The following is an 18,445-nucleotide window of genomic DNA, read 5'->3' on the forward strand; positions in this document are numbered from 1 at the left end:
AAAAGATTATTAAAAAGTTACATTATGGGAGATCCGAAAGCATTTCTTAAAATACATAGACAAGAGGCAGGTTATAGACCTGTACATGAACGTATTACCGACTTTGGGGAAGTTGAACAAACCCTCAATACGAATGATCGCCGACTTCAGGCGTCTCGCTGCATGGACTGTGGCATTCCTTTCTGTCATTGGGCTTGTCCTGTAAGCAATAAACAACCTGAATGGCAAGATGCTCTTTACAGGGGAAACTGGAAAGAAGCATACGAAATACTCTCATCCACATGTGATTTTCCCGAGTTTACGGGTAGAATTTGTCCGGCGCCTTGCGAGAAGAGTTGTGTGCTTAAATTATCTTCTGATGAGCCTGTGACTATTCGTGAAAATGAAGCTGCAATTGTTGAAGCAGCTTTTCGCGAAGGATATATTAAAGCAGTTACTCCTAAAAGAAATGGAAAAAAGGTAGCCGTTATTGGTGCAGGTCCTGCCGGACTGACAGCTGCCAACCGATTGAATAAAAAAGGTTATTTAGTGACTTTATTCGATAAGGCTGAAGCTCCAGGAGGTTTGTTGCGTTTTGGTATTCCTAACTTTAAGCTGAATAAAAATATAATTGACCGTCGTATGGCTTTCTTGAAAGCTGAAGGTATTCAGTTTGAAATGGGTGTTGAAGTAAATCTTCAAAACCTTCCTGCCGGCTTCGATGCTTATTGTATTTGTGTGGGGGCAGAAACTCCAAGAGATTTATCTGTTCCCGGAAGAGAGTTCAAAGGAATACATTTTGCTATGGAGATACTTAGCCAGCAAAATCGCATTTTGGAAGGACAAACTTTCCCCAAAGATAAATTAATTAATGCGAAAGGTAAAAAAGTGCTTGTTATTGGCGGTGGTGATACCGGATCAGATTGCATAGGAACCAGTATCCGTCAAGGTGCACTGAGCGTTACTCAAATTGAGATTCTCCCTCAGCCTCCTGCCGGACATAATAGCGCAACACCTTGGCCACAGTGGCCCAATGTTTTGAAAACCAGCTCAAGTCACGAAGAAGGCTGTTTGAGAAGATGGAGTCTGACTTCTAATCAGTTTTTAGGCAAAAATGGAAAAGTAACAGGTGTTGAGGTTGAAGAAGTGGAATGGATCCCTTCTGAAAATGGTGGTCGTTCCACCATGAAAGCTACAGGTAAAAAAGAGATAATAGAGGCCGATTTAGTTTTATTGGCTATGGGATTCTTAAAACCTGAAGTACCACAATATGCCCAAAATGTTTTTGCTGCCGGAGATTATATCAGTGGTCCAAGTCTTGTTGTAAGGGCCATGTCGGCTGCTAAAGAAATGGTTCACAAAGTTGACCAGTACTTAAGCAAGTAAAACATAAAACTCCTTTTAAAGAAGTATTAACACCCCCAAAAAAGAAAACTTATGTGCGGAATCGTAGGAATATTCAATATAAAAGAGCAGAGAAAAGAGTTAAGACAAAAGGCTCTTAAAATGGCCCAGAAAATACGTCATCGCGGGCCCGATTGGAGTGGAATTTACGTAGGCTCCAAGGCTATATTGGCTCATGAGCGTTTGTCAATAGTTGATCCTCAAAGTGGAGGACAGCCGCTCTATAGTGCCGATAAAAAGCAAGTACTTGCTGTAAACGGCGAGATCTATAATCATCGGGACTTGCGTAATGAATATGCCGGTAAATATGACTTCCAAACAGGGTCTGACTGTGAAGTTATTCTTGCTTTGTATAAACATAAAGGCATTGATTTTCTAGAAGATTTGAGTGGCATTTTCGCTTTTGCTTTGTATGACGAAGAAAAAGATGAATTTCTTATTGCCCGAGATCCTATTGGTGTGATACCTCTTTATATAGGTAAAGATGCAGATGGTAAAATCTATTGTGCAAGTGAATTAAAAGCACTTGAAGGCTTTTGCGATGAGTATGAACCTTTTTTACCAGGACATTATTATTGGAGTAAAGAAGGGGTCATGAAGCGCTGGTATCAACGTGAGTGGACTGAATATGAGACCGTTAAAAACAATGATGCCAAAGTTTCTGATGTACACGATGCGCTTGAAGATGCCGTACAAAGACAATTGATGAGTGATGTTCCCTATGGAGTACTATTAAGTGGAGGACTCGACAGTAGTGTTATTTCTGCCGTTGCTAAAAAATACGCATCTAAACGCATTGAAACTGATGGCGCAAGTGATGCATGGTGGCCGCAGTTGCACTCTTTTGCTATAGGTCTAAAGGGAGCACCGGATTTATCAAAAGCACGTGAAGTGGCTGACTATATAGGAACAGTGCACCATGAAATCAACTACACCGTTCAAGAAGGTTTAGATGCCATCAGAGATGTCATTTATTTCATTGAGACCTATGATGTTACAACCGTACGTGCTTCTACCCCGATGTATTTATTGGCTCGTGTCATTAAATCAATGGGCATTAAGATGGTACTGAGTGGTGAAGGTGCCGATGAAATTTTTGGAGGTTACTTATATTTTCATAAAGCTCCTGATGCGAAAGCTTTTCATGATGAAACCGTTCGAAAATTAAGCAAGTTACACATGTATGATTGTTTGCGAGCAAACAAAAGTTTGGCAGCATGGGGAGTTGAAGGACGAGTTCCTTTCCTTGATAAGGAGTTTCTCGATGTAGCAATGCGCCTGAATCCTCAAGCTAAAATGGCACCTGGAAATGTTATTGAAAAGAAAATAGTTCGTGAAGCATTTGCCGATATGTTACCCGAAAGTGTAACATGGCGTCAAAAAGAACAATTTAGCGATGGCGTTGGCTACAATTGGATTGATACTCTCAAAGAAGTCACAACGAATGCTGTAACAGACGAACAAATGCTTCATGCTCACGAAAGGTTCCCCATAAATACTCCTTTAAGCAAAGAAGAGTATTACTATAGAAGCATTTTTGAAGAACATTTCCCTAGTGAAAGCGCGGCTCGTTCAGTGCCTAGTGTGCCTAGCGTAGCATGTTCTACAGCCGAAGCATTGGCTTGGGATGCTTCTTTTCAAAATGTCAATGACCCTTCGGGCAGAGCTGTAAAAGGCGTACATGCCGAATCATATTAAACAATACATCTAGTTTGTCATTTTACAATGGTGGCATAGTGATCACAAGATATTATCCTCTGTGATTTCTATGCTACCATTTTTTTATACCTTTGCTTCTGTACATTAAAACCTATATTATGAATATTAAAAGATTATTTTTTGCAGGAGCGTTTGCTCTTTTTGTGAGCCAAATTAGCGCACAAACAAATGTCATTGCCCACAGAGGCTTCTGGAAAACAGATGGTTCTGCACAGAACAGTATTGCAGCCTTAGTAAAGGCAGATTCAATAAACTGTTATGGTAGTGAATTTGATGTTTGGCTCACTAAAGACAATAAACTGATTGTTAACCACGATGCATCATTTATGGGGCAAAGAATGGAGGACAGCAATTACGAACAATTACAAAAATTACGCCTTAAAAATGGAGAAACGATGCCTGGCCTGTCTGACTATCTGGCTGAAGCAAGCAAACTTAAAACTAAATTAATACTTGAACTTAAAGAACAGAGTAGTGCTGAACGTGAAAGCGAAGCTGTTAAAAGGATAGTGGCTATGGTGCATGAGATGAAGCTGGAAGATAGGATAGAATACATTAGCTTCTCAAAACATGCAGTAAAAGAGTTTATTAGACTTGCTCCACAAAATACACCTGTTTATTACTTGAAGGGCGACTTAACGCCTGCACAGTTAAAGGAGATAGGGGCATCTGGGGCTGATTATCACCTGAGTGTATTCCAAAAAAATCCTCAACTCATAACAGAATGCCATCAATTGGGTTTAAAGGTAAATGTGTGGACGGTTAATAATACAGAAGATTTTCAATGGTGCATAACTAATCAAGTAGATTTTATCACAACCAATGAGCCTATTACTCTACAAAATGCTTTAAAAAACAAATAACTGCTATCTATTTGCGCTTTACTAACCTCCTAATGATGTTATTTTATAACTATCATTAGGAGCAATTAAGTCCATATACTTTCAGTTTTTAATTATATATATCGTATAAATATTAATGTGATACTAAATATACCTCATTTACATTAAAATAATAAGTCTTTTAAATTATTTCTATAAATGAAAGCATTTAAAGCATTATTTCATCAAAAAGATATATATTTGCATTATAAAACAACAAAAAGAAATAATTTAAGAGAATAAAACCTCAAAATGGTAAAGGTAATTAAGTTCACGAAAATGCATGGTGCCGGTAATGACTACATATATGTAGATAATACTAAGTACCCAATTGCAAATCCAGAAGAAAAATCTATCATTTGGAGTAAGCCACACACTGGTATTGGAAGTGACGGGTTGGTCCTGATTGATAAATCAAAGATAGCAGATTTCAGTATGCGAATATTTAATGCCGATGGCTCGGAAGCTATGATGTGCGGAAATGCCAGTCGTTGTATCGGCAAATATTTATATGAATATGGACTGACTGCAAAAAGAGAAATTTCATTGGAAACATTATCGGGCATAAAGTTGCTCAAGCTTTCTATTAAAGAGGATAAAGTTGAAGCTGTTACAGTAGATATGGGCGAACCTTCCATGGAATTGATTGAATATAGAGAGGGTGGAATAAAAGAAGAAATGATTGCCCAGCCCATAAAAGTAAACGGAAAAGAATATAAAGCAACGGCTATATCAATGGGAAATCCTCATTTGGTAATTTTCGTAGAAGATATAACAACAGTTGATTTACCTACAATAGGACCTGTTTTAGAGAATCATTCTTACTTTAAAGATCGCATAAACGTTGAATTTGCACAGATACAAACAAACGGAGATATTAGGATGCGAGTTTGGGAAAGAGGATCGGGTATTACACAAGCGTGCGGAACCGGAGCATGCGCAACAGCGGTTGCTGCTTTTATAAATAAAAAAAGTGGAAGAACAAGCAATGTTGTGATGGACGGAGGAACGTTGACCATTGAGTGGGACGAAAAAAGCAACCATGTATTTATGACTGGTCCCGCAACAAAAGTGTTTGATGGTGAAATTGAAGATTAAGATTTATACATTGACAGATACAACAAACTTAAAACAATAAACAAGTATGGCATTAGTTAACGAACATTTTTTAAAATTGCCTGGAAGTTATTTATTTTCAGACATAGCAAAGAAAGTTAATACGTTCAAAGTTACACACCCTAAGCAAGATATTATTCGTTTAGGAATTGGAGATGTAACACGCCCTTTGCCACAAGCATCCATTGAAGCGATGCACAAGGCTGTTGAGGAGTTAACAAGCAAAGGAACCTTTCGTGGTTATGGTCCGGAACAGGGATATGATTTTTTGATAGACGCTATTATTAAAAACGATTTCACTCCGAGAGGAATACACCTTAGTCCAACGGAAGTTTTCGTAAATGATGGAGCAAAGAGTGATACCGGCAATATTGGTGATATACTTCGTCATGATAATAGTGTGGGAGTTACGGATCCTATTTACCCGGTGTACATTGACAGTAACGTAATGAGCGGACGTGCCGGCGTATTACAAGAAGATGGAAAATGGAGCAATGTGGTTTACATACCCTGTACAAGTGATAATGACTTCATTCCTCAGATACCCGACAAGCGAATTGATATTTTGTATTTATGTTATCCCAACAACCCAACGGGAACCACATTAACGAAAGAAGAACTGAAAAAGTGGGTAAACTATGCGTTGGCAAATGACACGCTAATCTTGTTTGATGCAGCATACGAGGCTTACATTCAAGACCCAGAAATTCCCCACTCTATTTATGAAATTAAAGGTGCTAGAAAATGTGCCATTGAATTTCGTAGTTTTTCAAAAACAGCAGGGTTTACAGGAGTAAGATGTGGTTATACTATTGTGCCGAAAGAAGTAACGGCTGCTACATTATCCGGCGAGCGTATATCGCTCAATAAGCTTTGGAATCGCAGGCAGTGCACCAAGTTCAATGGAACTTCATATATAACCCAACGCGGAGCTGAAGCCATATATAGCCCAGAAGGAAAAGAACAAGTGAAAGAAACCATAAACTATTACATGACCAACGCCAAAATTATGAAAGAGGGGCTCGAAGCTACAGGCTTAAAAGTTTATGGAGGCGAAAACGCTCCTTATTTATGGGTAAAAACGCCCAATAATACAAGCTCATGGCGTTTCTTTGATCAAATGCTATATGAGGCCAATGTAGTAGGAACACCAGGTGTAGGATTCGGACCAAGTGGTGAAGGATATATCAGGTTAACTGCTTTTGGAGAACGAGAAAACTGTATTGAAGCAATGAGAAGAATCAGAAACTGGATCAAATAAAAAAGCCTTTCTTTTTCATTGCAGCTTTAAAAAGATAGTAATTGCGCGCTACTATATATTTGGGACGACAAATCCACAATTTTTCTAACTTAAAATGTAAAAACGATGAGCAAAATGAATTTAACAAAATGGGGAGTAATTGCAGTTGCGTTACTAACATATCTGATGCCTTCTGAGGTAAAGGCACAAGATAAAGTGGAAGTTTCTTTAGGTGCTGATTTAGTTAGTGGATATGTCTGGAGAGGACAAGATTTAGGGGGTGTTAGTCTTCAGCCTAGTATTTCTATCTCAAAAGGAGGTTTATCTCTTACCGGATGGGGATCTGTTGGTCTTGAAAAAACAGACACACGTGAATTTGACCTTACTCTAGGGTATAGCACCGGAGGGCTGAGCTTAGCATTTACTGACTATTGGTTTAATTACTATGGAAGTGAAAGCAAATATTTCGATTATGGTGCTCACAGCACAGTACATGTGTTCGAAGCAACAATCGGATACGACTTCGGTCCGCTGGCTCTATCGTGGAATACCAACTTAGGTGGTGCCGATGGAGTTAAAGCAAACGGTGACAGAGCTTACTCTTCTTACTTTGAAGCAAGTGCTCCCTTTAAATTGGGAGGCGTTGATTGTTCGGCTGAAATAGGTGCCACTCCTTGGGAAAACACATTCTACGGAGCATCCGGATTTGCAGTGACAAACATAGCTTTCAAAGGAACTAAAGAGATTAAGGTAACCGATTCATTTACGCTACCCGTTTTTGCGAAAGCAATTTGGAATCCATGTTCAGACAGAGCTTATCTCACTTTTGGCGTGACATTCTAAGAATCTACAAAAAACAATTCAGAGAGTATAAAGTGAGGTAGTCGTAGTTTATTGATTTTTCGGTTTGTTGTATGGTAACCTTACTGTGGCTGCCAACACTTTATACCTCTTTGAGTATTAGCGACACACTAATTTTAAAGCATATGAAAAAGATTGAAGCAATTATCCGTAAAACCAAGTTCGAAGAGGTTAAAGACGCACTTCTGGAAGCGGACATTGAATGGTTCTCTTATTATGACGTAAGAGGGGTAGGAAAAGCAAGACAAGGACGTATCTATCGTGGAGTGGTATATGATACCAGCTTTATTGAAAGAACCTTGATTTCTATTGTTGTACGCGACAAAAATGCAGAGAAGACTGTACAAGCGATAATCAAATCGGCTCAGACCGGTGAAATTGGAGATGGAAGAATCTTTGTTATTCCCATTGAAGATTCCATTCGTATCCGTACCGGTGAGAGAGGTGACATTGCACTTTATAATGCAGAACAAGAGAAGTAAAATCAGGTTTGACAATAGGTATAATATATAAAATATAAGATTCACGATTATGGATACATATAAAAAACATAGCATTGCGAAGCTATGGATTGCAGGCGCCATGATGATGGCATTCTTCTTCGCAACAAGTGCCCTGGCACAAGACACGACAGCAGTCGATAGTACTGCGGTAGCCCCGGCAGTGGCTGAGGCAGTAGCTCCTGCAGCTGAAGCTGCACCCGACACAGTGGGCGATTTGGTTTTAGGACTAAACACTGTATGGATGTTATTGGCAGCAGCCCTTGTGTTCTTTATGCAGCCCGGTTTTGCTTTAGTGGAAGCTGGTTTTACCCGGTCAAAGAATACAGCCAATATTTTGATGAAGAACTTTGTTGATTTCTTATTAGGTTCTTTACTTTATTGGGCCATTGGTTTCGGATTGATGTTTGGAGTTGGAGGTTTTGTAGGTGCTCCGCACTTCTTTGACTTGTCTTTCTATTCGGGTAGTTTACCCACAGAAGGGTTCCTTATTTTCCAAACTGTATTTTGTGCCACGGCTGCTACAATCGTTTCAGGAGCAATGGCTGAGCGTACAAAATTCTCCATGTATATTGTTTACACAATATTTATTAGTGCTGTAATTTACCCTGTATCCGGTCACTGGACTTGGGGAGGAGGCTGGCTAATGAATGGAGCTGCAGACAGCTTCATGATGACTACTTTCGGAGCTACATTCCACGATTTCGCAGGTTCTACTATTGTACACTCTGTAGGTGGATGGATTGCTTTAGTAGGTGCTGCCATTCTCGGTCCGCGTCTTGGAAAATATGGAAAAGACGGTAAATCAAAAGCCATTCCTGGACACAGTCTAACTATTGCAGCATTGGGTGTATTTATCTTATGGTTCGGATGGTTTGGATTCAACCCCGGCTCACAGCTGGCAGCAGCAACTGAGACTGATCGCGTTGCCATATCACATGTGTTCCTTACCACAAACTTGGCGGCTTGTGCAGGTGGTGTATTTTCATTGTTACTGAGCTGGGTAAAATACAGTAAACCATCTTTGTCATTGACTTTGAATGGCATTTTGGCCGGACTAGTAGGTATCACAGCAGGGTGTGATCTTGTTTCCCCGCTTAGCGCAGTAATTATTGGTGCCATTTGTGGAGTGGTTATGATTTACTCAGTTGAATTTATTGAGAAAGTGTTGAAAATAGACGATCCCGTTGGTGCTTCTTCGGTTCACGGAGTATGCGGTTTTTTGGGTACAGTGATGACCGGTTTATTTGCTGCCGAAGGCGGATTATTCTTTGGTGGTGGTACTTCACTCTTATTGGCTCAGTTATTCGGTGCAGTTCTTATCGGAGTATGGGCAGCAGGTATGGGCTTCATCCTGTTTAAGGTTCTCGACAAAGTACATGGTCTTCGTGTTACGGCACGTATTGAAGAAGAAGGATTGGACATTTACGAACATGGCGAATCCGCTTACAACTAAAATATATTATCCCGGACGGGCTTGGCCGCCTTTCCGGGAACGAAGAAAGAGTTACTTAAAAGTTTTTATCAACAAATCAAATTTCAAATTATGTCAAAATTAAGATTTAGAGTCGTTGAAACAGCCTTCAAAAAGAAAGCTGTGGAGGTAGCTGTACCGGCCGAGCGCCCTTCAGAGTATTTTGGAAAATTCGTGTTTAACCGCACCAAAATGTACAAGTACCTTCCTGGCAAAGTTTACCAGAAATTAGTTGACGCTATTGACAACGGTACTGCACTTGATCGCACTATTGCCGATGATGTGGCAGCCGGTATGAAAAAATGGGCCATTGAAATGGGAGCTACCCATTACACACACTGGTTCCATCCTTTGACAGAAGGCACTGCCGAAAAGCATGATGCATTTGTTGAGCATGATGGCAAAGGTGGAATGATGGAAGAATTCTCGGGCAAATTGTTGGTTCAACAGGAACCAGATGCATCGAGTTTCCCTAACGGTGGTATCCGTAACACTTTCGAAGCTAGAGGATACTCTGCTTGGGATCCCTCCTCACCTGCATTTATTGTTGACGATACCTTGTGTATCCCAACCATATTCATAGCCTACACCGGCGAATCTTTAGACTATAAAGCTCCTCTTTTGAAAGCATTGAGAGCTGTTGATAAAGCTGCTGTTGAAGTATGCCACTACTTCAATCCTGAAGTGAAAAAAGTATATGCTTATTTGGGCTGGGAACAAGAATACTTCTTGGTTGATGAAGGCTTGTACGCTGCACGTCCCGATTTATTGCTTACCGGACGTACTTTAATGGGTCACGACAGTGCTAAAAATCAACAGTTGGAAGATCACTACTTTGGTGCTATTCCTACTCGTGTAGCTGCTTTCATGAAAGACCTTGAAATTGAATCATTAAAGCTTGGTATTCCTGTTAAAACCCGCCACAACGAAGTTGCTCCAAACCAATTTGAACTTGCGCCAATCTACGAAGAATGTAACCTGGCTGTTGATCACAACATGCTTATCATGTCTGTTATGCGCAAAGTATCACGTCGTCATGGTTTCCGCGTGCTGTTGCACGAAAAACCTTTCAAAGGCGTAAACGGTTCAGGTAAACACAATAACTGGTCATTGGGAACCGATACCGGCGTACTGTTGATGGGACCGGGCAAAACTCCTGAAGAAAACCTTCGTTTCATTACATTCGTTGTTAACACCCTGATGGCTGTTTACAAACACAACGGAGTGCTTAAAGCAAGTATCTCAAGTGCTACTAATGCACACCGTTTGGGAGCCAACGAAGCACCTCCCGCAATCATCTCTTCTTTCTTAGGCAAACAGCTTACACAAGTTTTGCAGCACATTGCCGAAAGCACAAAAGATGATTTGATCAGCTTAAGCGGCAAACAAGGATTGAAGTTGGATATTCCACAAATTCCTGAATTGCTGATTGACAACACTGATCGTAACCGTACTTCTCCTTTTGCTTTCACAGGTAACCGTTTTGAATTCCGTGCAGTAGGTTCTGAAGCAAACTGTGCATCGGCCATGATTGCTCTTAATGCTGCTTTAGCTGAGCAATTGGTTAAGTTCAAAAAAGACGTTGATACTTTGATTGACAAAGGTGAACCGAAGATTTCTGCTATTCTCGAGATTATCCGCGGATACATCAAAGAGTGCAAGAACATCCATTTCGATGGTAACGGATACAGCGACGAATGGAAAGTTGAAGCAGCTAAACGCGGTTTGGACTGTGAAACAAGCGTTCCAGTTATCTTCGATAATTACTTGAAACCCGAAACCATTGCCATGTTTGAGGCTACCGGTGTTCTTACCAAAAAAGAACTCGAAGCACGCAACGAGGTCAAATGGGAAACATATACTAAGAAAATTCAAATTGAAGCACGTGTGTTGGGCGACTTAGCCATGAACCACATCATTCCCGTGGCAACGCAATATCAAAGCGATTTGATTGACAACGTGTACAAAATGAAGAACCTGTTCCCGGGTGAAAAAGCTGATAAGCTTTCTGCTAAAAACCTTGAGTTGATTGAGGAAATTGCAGACCGTACAGCATACATCAAAGAACATGTTGACGCCATGATTGAAGCTCGTAAAGTAGCTAACAAGATCGAGAGCGAACGTGAAAAAGCAGTTGTTTATCACGATAAGATTGTTCCTATGCTGGAAGAAATCAGATATCACATTGATAAGCTTGAGTTAATTGTCGACAACCAAATGTGGACACTGCCTAAGTACAGAGAACTCTTGTTCATCAGATAAAGATAAGAATCTAGATAATCTAAAAATTATCTATTTCTTTTGTTGGTTGTTTTAAGTTTGCAGGAGAGGGGTGCCGTGAGGTAGTCCTCTTCTCTTTTTTTAGAAATCAATATTTCAAATAACGCCGGCAGATTTAATATTACATCCAAAAGCTTGCTCCTCTACCCTATTGCTAGCTTCTTTTATTGGCATGACAGCCAATTGCAACCACTTAAAAAATTGCTCGGGGCAATTTGACAACAGCTCGGGGCAATTGAGTGAATTGGTCGTTGCAATCGAACCAATTGCTCGTGGCAATTTTCTACTCAATTACATGCATGTACGGGCCCTGAACAGGCATGCTTTCAAGTTTGCCTGAAATCATTTGGCAAAGAAAAGCATAAAAAACAAGTTAGGTGCAGGACAAATGTCCACACCCAAACTTTTTTTTTATTTTTCTTTTAGGGAGCAAAAAACGTGAAATTGAAATAGAAGCATCACATTCTGTGACACCCCAAAAAACAACTGCTACTGCTTTCTTTTTCTTCTTCGGCAGAAGAAGTTTTTTCTTTATTTCTTCTATACTTTACTCTTCTTTTCTCTTCTATTCTCTTCTCTTCTAGAAATGAGCTTGCAAACAATTGATAATCAGCGTGTTACAAAAGCCATTTTTTGCATGTTTTTTAGTTGTTTTTTAAGCTTCATCTTCAATGATTTCTGCATCTTCAACCGGAGCAATCATTTTATTTTGAGGCTTCAATCTTAGGAATTTAAACCAGTTAATAAGTTCTGCAATGGCATAGACTAAACAAGTAATTCCAATGATGATAAAGGTCGTATTTAATGTTTCAACTGGATTTAATAAAATAATGATTCCTGCCAAGAGTATAAGTACCGGAATCACGTAAAACAGTCCCGGTACTCTCACCCATTTCCTAGCTGAAAACAGTGAAGCAATTTGTTGTATGCCGGCCATGATCAGTATGAATCCCAATAGGAACATTAGTATATTGACAAAGAAATCGGGCATAATAACCAACCACAAACCTAAGAGAATGCTTCCCACGGCCTCAATCGGAAAACGTGTAGAAAGCTCAGGCATATTTTTATTTGCAAAATAGCCCACCGTACTTATTATTCCGGGAATAATAAATAAAATCCCTATGGTTATGGCCATGTAATTAGCAGCCGCATCCGGCCAAACGACCAATACCAAGCCTATAATCATGGCAAATATGATTCTCATCAAAGAATTATTCACTGTTTTCATGCTCATTAGTTATTAAGGATTTATCAATTAAAGACAACTTTCAAGTATCTGCCTGGCTACCGCGGCGGTTACCTTACCGTTTTCGCCGTAAGCCACATTACGTTCGGTAAATCGTTTCTCAATTTCGTTGATGGTAGCTTCACCAATTTGTTCTTCATTAAGGCGCGTAGTGAGTCCTAATGAACGGAAAAACTCTTCAGTTTTGGCAATAGCTTTGTTGATACGTTCTTCATTGCTTCCGGTGCTAATTTGCCATACCCTTTCAGCATATTGTAGAATCTTACCGGCTTTATCTTCTTTTAAAACTCGCAGCGTAGCCGGATAAACAATGGCCAGCGTATGTCCGTGCGACAAGCCGTGAAGTGCTGTCAGTTCATGCCCAATCATGTGTGTGCCCCAGTCTTGCGATACACCCATGGCAATAAATCCGTTCAAGGCCATGGTAGCAGAAAGCATAAAATCGGCCATCAACTGATAATCAGTTTTGTTTTCACGAATTTTAGGTGCAATTTCAATCAACGTCTGCAAAATAGATTCTGCCCACCTGTCCATCAGGCGAGATTGCCCCGGAGTTGTCATGTATTGCTCCATTACATGCACAAACGTATCAGCCAATCCGCAGGCAATCTGATGATCGGGCAACGTAAAGGTTACTTCCGGATCAAGAATAGAGAACACCGGATAATTAGCAAAAAAAGCATGCTTCTCTTTCTTTTCATAGCTAGAGATAACAGCACCGTTATTCATCTCAGAACCCGTAGCAGGTAGTGTAAGCACCGTTGCTAAAGGCACTGTTCCCGCAGCAGGCTTACCAGCAAGTACCATATCCCAGGCATCACCGTCGTACAACAAACCGGCAGAAATCAGTTTAGTTCCGTCAATGACCGATCCACCACCTACTGCCAACAAAAAATCGACTTTCTTCTCTTTACCCAAAGCAATAGCTTTGCGCAGAGTTTCAATAGAAGGATTGGGCTCAATTCCCCAAAATTCAACGGTATTATAGCCTTGTAAGGCTTTTATTACCTGATCATAAACTCCATTCTTTTTTACACTACCTCCGCCAAAGGTAATCATGATACTTTTGTCTTTGGGTATTTCATTTGATAGAGTGGCAATGGTACCCTTGCCCATAATTAACTTGACGGGATTCTGAAAACTAAAATTGTACATAGCTACACTTTTTGATTTTAAATTAATATGCTATAAAAATACTCATTTTGAAATAAAACAGCAAGGAAGAAGAAATGTTCTACAAACTTTTTTCAGGTCGACACAAAAAAAAGTAAGATTTTGTTTGGTATTAAAATCAATCTGATTACATTTGCAACCGAATAAGAACAAAATATAATGAGAACAATTTTAGTAAATACAGGTTGGTGGCGCTACTTACAACTCCATAAGGTCGTAAGGTAGCAGTCTCGTGTATATATACTAAAGAAGATATTACAGTTAAAGAGCCCTGTCGAACTTACGACAGGGCTCTTTCTTTTTTCAGACAAAAATTATAATATATATAAAAGCATTATGAAAAGTTTTTTAGTAGATCAAAATGGGTATTACGGCGAGTTTGGTGGAGCATACATTCCGGAAATTCTTCACAAATGCGTGGAAGACCTGAAGAACAATTATCTGAAAGTTTTGCAGAGTGATGACTTCAAAAAAGAGTTTGAACAACTGTTGAGAGATTATGTGGGACGCCCTTCTCCGCTGTATTTGGCAAACCGTCTTTCGGAAAAATATGGATGCAAGATTTACCTGAAACGCGAGGATCTTAACCACACCGGGGCTCATAAAATAAACAATACCGTGGGACAGATTTTGTTGGCTAAACGGATGGGCAAGAAAAGAATTATTGCCGAAACCGGTGCCGGACAACATGGAGTAGCTACTGCTACTGTTTGTGCCCTAATGGACCTTGAATGCATTGTTTACATGGGCAAAACGGATGTAGAACGCCAACACATTAATGTTGAAAAAATGAAAATGTTGGGAGCTACAGTGGTTCCTGTTACGTCGGGAAACATGACGTTGAAAGATGCCACTAACGAAGCCATACGCGACTGGTGTTGTCATCCAGCCGATACGTTTTATATTATCGGTTCTACGGTTGGTCCTCACCCCTATCCGGACATGGTAGCCCGTTTGCAATCTATCATCAGCGAGGAAATAAAAAAACAGTTGCTCGAAAAAGAAGGGCGCAATTATCCTGATTACCTGATTGCTTGTGTAGGAGGCGGAAGCAATGCAGCCGGAACCATTTATCATTTTATTGATGACGAACGCATTAAGATTGTATTAGCAGAAGCGGGAGGAAAAGGAGTTGACACGGGGCTTACGGCTGCTACCATTCAATTGGGAAAAACGGGTATCATACACGGAGCACGTACGTATGTTATTCAAAGTGAAGACGGACAAATAGAGGAACCTTATTCTATTTCAGCCGGATTGGATTATCCGGGTATTGGCCCTATTCATGCTAATCTAGCCGCACAAAGGAGAGCAACTGTCATTGCAATTAATGACGATGAAGCCATTGAAGCAGCTTATGAATTAACCCGGATTGAAGGAATTATTCCGGCATTGGAATCGGCACATGCCTTGGGAGCACTCAAAAAAATGTCTTTTAAGCCCGAAGATGTAGTGGTACTTACCGTATCTGGTCGAGGCGATAAAGATATAGAGACCTATCTCGATAATGCTCCTGCTCAATAATGAATAAACACTATTACCTTTAAAAACAGGAAATCATGAAACAATTTTCATATAAAACCAATAGCAAGAAAGTGCTGGGAGATATGCATACACCCGTAAGCATTTACTTAAAAGTGAGAGATTTATACCCTCAGTCGGCACTGATGGAAAGCTCCGATTATCATGCGGGAGAAAACAGTTTATCGTTCATTGCATTGTGTCCCATGGCCAGCGTGGGCATTAACAATGGAAAAGCAACCATGACTTATCCGGATAACACAACTGTAGAAGAAAAATTGAGTAAGACTTTTACTGTAGAAACGGCTCTCAATCGCTTTATCTCTGAGTTTAAAGTTAGTGGTGAGAATAGTAACATTTGCGGATTGTATGGCTACACAACATTCAATGCGGTAAAGTACTTTGAAAATATTCCGGTAAAAGAAAGTCACGACGACTTGAATGATGCTCCCGATGTATTGTATATTTTATATAAGTATATTCTGGTGTTCAATCATTTTAAAAACGAGCTCACCTTAGTGGAAATGTTATGTGAGGATGAAGAAAGCGGACTGGAACAACTCGAATCGGCCATAGAGAACCGTAATTATGCTTCTTATAACTTCTCAGTAACCGGTCCGGTAACCAGCACCATTACCGATGAACAGCACAAAGCCAATGTCCGCAAAGGAATAGCCCACTGTTTGAGAGGCGATGTGTTTCAAATCGTCTTGTCGAGGCGATTTATACAACCTTACGCAGGCGATGATTTCAAAGTGTACAGAGCCTTGCGGAGTATCAACCCATCTCCTTACCTGTTTTACTTTGATTTCGGTGGTTATCGCATCTTTGGTTCGTCGCCCGAAACGCATTGCAAGATTGAAAACGGAAATGCATACATCGACCCCATTGCCGGAACTACTCGCCGCACCGGAGATGCGCTGAAAGATAAAGAGCTGACCGAGGCCTTGCTGGCCGACCCGAAAGAAAATGCGGAGCATGTGATGCTGGTTGATCTGGCACGCAATGACTTAAGTCGCAATTGCCACGATGTACGCGTTCTGTTTTACAAGGAACCACAGTACTACAGTCACGTCATACACTTGGTATCCAGAGTTTGTGGTGAATTGAACGAAGGAGCCAATACCATGAAATCTTTTATTGATACTTTCCCCGCCGGTACGCTGAGCGGCGCTCCTAAAGTGCGCGCCATGCAGCTGATTAGTGAAATTGAACCGCATAACCGTGGTGCATACGGAGGTTGCATAGGGTTTATCGGACTCAACGGCGAATTGAATCAGGCCATTACCATCCGTACGTTTGTAAGTCGTAACAACGAATTGTGGTTCCAAGCCGGAGGCGGTATTGTGGCACGCAGCGAAGACGAATATGAACTGCAAGAAGTCAACAACAAGCTAGGTGCATTGAAAAAAGCCATAGACCTGGCAGTTACTTTGAAAAATTAACCCCACTGTTTTATCATTCAATATTTAAACAATGAAAATACTTATATTAGATAATTACGACTCATTTACGTATAATTTATTGCATTTGGTAAAAGAGCTTGGTGAAGAAGATGTAACGGTTGTAAGGAATGACCAAATTGTGCTAAGCGAGGTGGAACAGTATGATAAAATCATCCTTTCTCCCGGTCCCGGAATACCCGAAGAAGCCGGACTCCTGCTACCGCTTATAAAAGAATATGCCGGCAAGAAACCCATATTAGGAGTCTGCCTGGGACATCAGGCCATAGGCGAAGCCTTTGGTGGCAAACTGGAAAACCTGAAGGAAGTGCATCACGGTGTGCAAACGCCCATCAGCATTATAAAAAGCAATGAATTGTTTAGCGGACTGGAAGGAGAAATATTAGTAGGCAGGTATCACTCCTGGGTTGTTAGTCCGCAAGAGTTTCCTGATTGTTTGGAAATAACGGCCGAAAGCAAAGAAGGCGAAGTCATGGCCTTGCGTCACAAACAATACCGTGTATTCGGCATACAGTTTCATCCGGAGTCAGTGTTAACCCCACAAGGTAAAACCATTATCAGTAATTTCTTAAATTTATAATCTTATGAAACAAATATTATACAAACTGTTTGAACACCAATATCTGGGACGCAGCGAAGCGCGAGATATTTTGCAAAACATAGCGCAAGGCAAATACAGTGATGCGCAAATAGCCTCTCTGATTACCGTTTTTCTGATGCGTAACATTTCGGTGGAAGAGCTCTGCGGATTCCGTGATGCCCTACTTGATATGCGCATACCCGTTGACCTCAACGAGTTTTCACCCATCGACATTGTTGGCACCGGTGGTGATGGCAAAAATACATTTAACATATCAACGGCCTCTTGTTTTGTATTGGCAGGCGCCGGATATCCGGTGGTGAAGCACGGAAACTATGGCGCAACCTCGGTAAGCGGAGCTAGTAACGTGATGGAACAGCACGGCGTGAAGTTTACCAATGACAATGACAAACTGCGTCGCAGCATGGAACAATGTAACATGGCTTATCTGCATGCACCTTTGTTTAACTCGGCCATGAAAGCGGTTGCTCCTGTTAGAAAGGCCTTAGGAGTACGCACTTTCTTTAATATGCTAGGCCCTTTGGTGAACCCTGTATTTCCAAAATATCAATTACTGGGTGTGTATAACTTGCCTTTGTTGCGATTATACAGTTACACCTATCAGCAAAGCGACACCCAATTTGCCGTAGTACACAGCCTTGACGGATACGATGAAATTTCTCTGACTACCGAGTTTAAAGTAGCCACATCCGGCAATGAAAAGATATATACGCCGGAATCATTAGGCTTTTCGCGCTACCAAGAAGCTGATTTGTATGGAGGAGATACTCCCGAAGACGCAGCTAAAATATTCAATAATGTATTGAAGAATAAGGCGACAAGTGCCCAACGTGATGTTGTGATTGCCAACTCGGCATTTGCCATACAAGTTATTGAATCACAGAAATCAATTTTTGAATGCATTGATATGGCCAAAGAGTCTTTGGAAAGCGGCAAGGCTTTACAGGTACTGAATAAATTTGTTGAACTCAACAGCTAAGCAAG

General features: G+C 40.6%; 15 protein-coding genes. 13 read left to right on the forward strand and 2 right to left on the reverse strand.

What is annotated here, in order from left to right:
* Positions 1-24 precede the first annotated feature (24 nt).
* The 9 genes from C511_RS0113910 to C511_RS0113950 all read left to right on the forward strand — a co-directional run bounded on the left by C511_RS0113910 (position 25) and on the right by C511_RS0113950 (position 11,436).
* Entirely contained in the window at positions 25-1,365 is a 1,341-nt protein-coding gene (locus tag C511_RS0113910; protein WP_027318303.1) for a glutamate synthase subunit beta, read from the forward strand.
* Between the two features lie 51 nt (positions 1,366-1,416).
* A complete protein-coding gene (gene asnB, locus C511_RS0113915) occupies positions 1,417-3,081 on the forward strand; it encodes an asparagine synthase B (RefSeq protein ID WP_024995612.1) in 1,665 nt (554 codons plus the stop codon).
* A gap of 119 nt (positions 3,082-3,200) precedes the next feature.
* A complete protein-coding gene (locus tag C511_RS0113920) occupies positions 3,201-3,965 on the forward strand; it encodes a glycerophosphodiester phosphodiesterase family protein (protein ID WP_024995613.1) in 765 nt (254 codons plus the stop codon).
* Positions 3,966-4,235: 270 nt separating this feature from the next.
* Positions 4,236-5,081 carry a diaminopimelate epimerase gene (gene dapF, locus C511_RS0113925; protein ID WP_024995614.1) on the forward strand — a complete coding sequence of 282 codons (846 nt, stop codon included), beginning with the start codon at positions 4,236-4,238 and terminating at the stop codon, positions 5,079-5,081.
* A gap of 46 nt (positions 5,082-5,127) precedes the next feature.
* Entirely contained in the window at positions 5,128-6,360 is a 1,233-nt protein-coding gene (locus C511_RS0113930; protein WP_027318304.1) for an LL-diaminopimelate aminotransferase, read from the forward strand.
* A gap of 105 nt (positions 6,361-6,465) precedes the next feature.
* On the forward strand, positions 6,466-7,182 hold the full coding sequence (locus C511_RS0113935) for a hypothetical protein (protein ID WP_024995615.1): 717 nt from the start codon (positions 6,466-6,468) through the stop codon (positions 7,180-7,182).
* 143 nt (positions 7,183-7,325) lie between these two features.
* The gene (locus C511_RS0113940) at positions 7,326-7,682 is read left to right on the forward strand and encodes a P-II family nitrogen regulator (protein WP_024995616.1); all 357 of its coding nucleotides are present in this window, start codon (positions 7,326-7,328) and stop codon (positions 7,680-7,682) included.
* Positions 7,683-7,731: 49 nt separating this feature from the next.
* Entirely contained in the window at positions 7,732-9,156 is a 1,425-nt protein-coding gene (locus tag C511_RS0113945; protein ID WP_027318305.1) for an ammonium transporter, read from the forward strand.
* Positions 9,157-9,246: 90 nt separating this feature from the next.
* Positions 9,247-11,436: a glutamine synthetase III family protein gene (locus C511_RS0113950; protein ID WP_024995617.1), complete on the forward strand. Its 2,190-nt coding sequence runs from the start codon at positions 9,247-9,249 to the stop codon at positions 11,434-11,436.
* 673 nt (positions 11,437-12,109) lie between these two features.
* On the opposite strand, the gene C511_RS0113955 is transcribed toward C511_RS0113950, so the two are convergent.
* On the reverse strand, positions 12,110-12,685 hold the full coding sequence (locus C511_RS0113955; RefSeq protein WP_024995618.1) for an HdeD family acid-resistance protein: 576 nt from the start codon (positions 12,683-12,685) through the stop codon (positions 12,110-12,112).
* Between the two features lie 27 nt (positions 12,686-12,712).
* Positions 12,713-13,858 (reverse strand): iron-containing alcohol dehydrogenase, encoded by a 1,146-nt coding sequence (locus tag C511_RS0113960; RefSeq protein ID WP_027318306.1) that lies wholly within the window; start codon positions 13,856-13,858, stop codon positions 12,713-12,715.
* 354 nt (positions 13,859-14,212) lie between these two features.
* Between C511_RS0113960 and trpB the strand changes: the two genes are divergently transcribed.
* From trpB to trpD, 4 genes are read left to right on the forward strand one after another with little or no spacing between them, the layout of a single operon-like run.
* On the forward strand, positions 14,213-15,400 hold the full coding sequence (trpB, locus tag C511_RS0113965) for a tryptophan synthase subunit beta (protein WP_027318307.1): 1,188 nt from the start codon (positions 14,213-14,215) through the stop codon (positions 15,398-15,400).
* Between the two features lie 35 nt (positions 15,401-15,435).
* Complete coding sequence (locus tag C511_RS0113970; protein ID WP_024995620.1) at positions 15,436-16,842, forward strand: anthranilate synthase component I family protein; 1,407 nt, start codon at positions 15,436-15,438, stop codon at positions 16,840-16,842.
* A gap of 31 nt (positions 16,843-16,873) precedes the next feature.
* Positions 16,874-17,440, forward strand: a complete 567-nt coding sequence (locus tag C511_RS0113975) for an anthranilate synthase component II (RefSeq protein ID WP_024995621.1) — start codon at positions 16,874-16,876, stop codon at positions 17,438-17,440.
* Positions 17,441-17,444: 4 nt separating this feature from the next.
* On the forward strand, positions 17,445-18,440 hold the full coding sequence (gene trpD, locus C511_RS0113980; protein WP_024995622.1) for an anthranilate phosphoribosyltransferase: 996 nt from the start codon (positions 17,445-17,447) through the stop codon (positions 18,438-18,440).
* Positions 18,441-18,445 lie beyond the last annotated feature (5 nt).

The sequence above is a fragment of the Bacteroides graminisolvens DSM 19988 = JCM 15093 genome (assembly GCF_000428125.1).
Lineage (GTDB): Bacteria > Bacteroidota > Bacteroidia > Bacteroidales > Bacteroidaceae > Bacteroides > Bacteroides graminisolvens.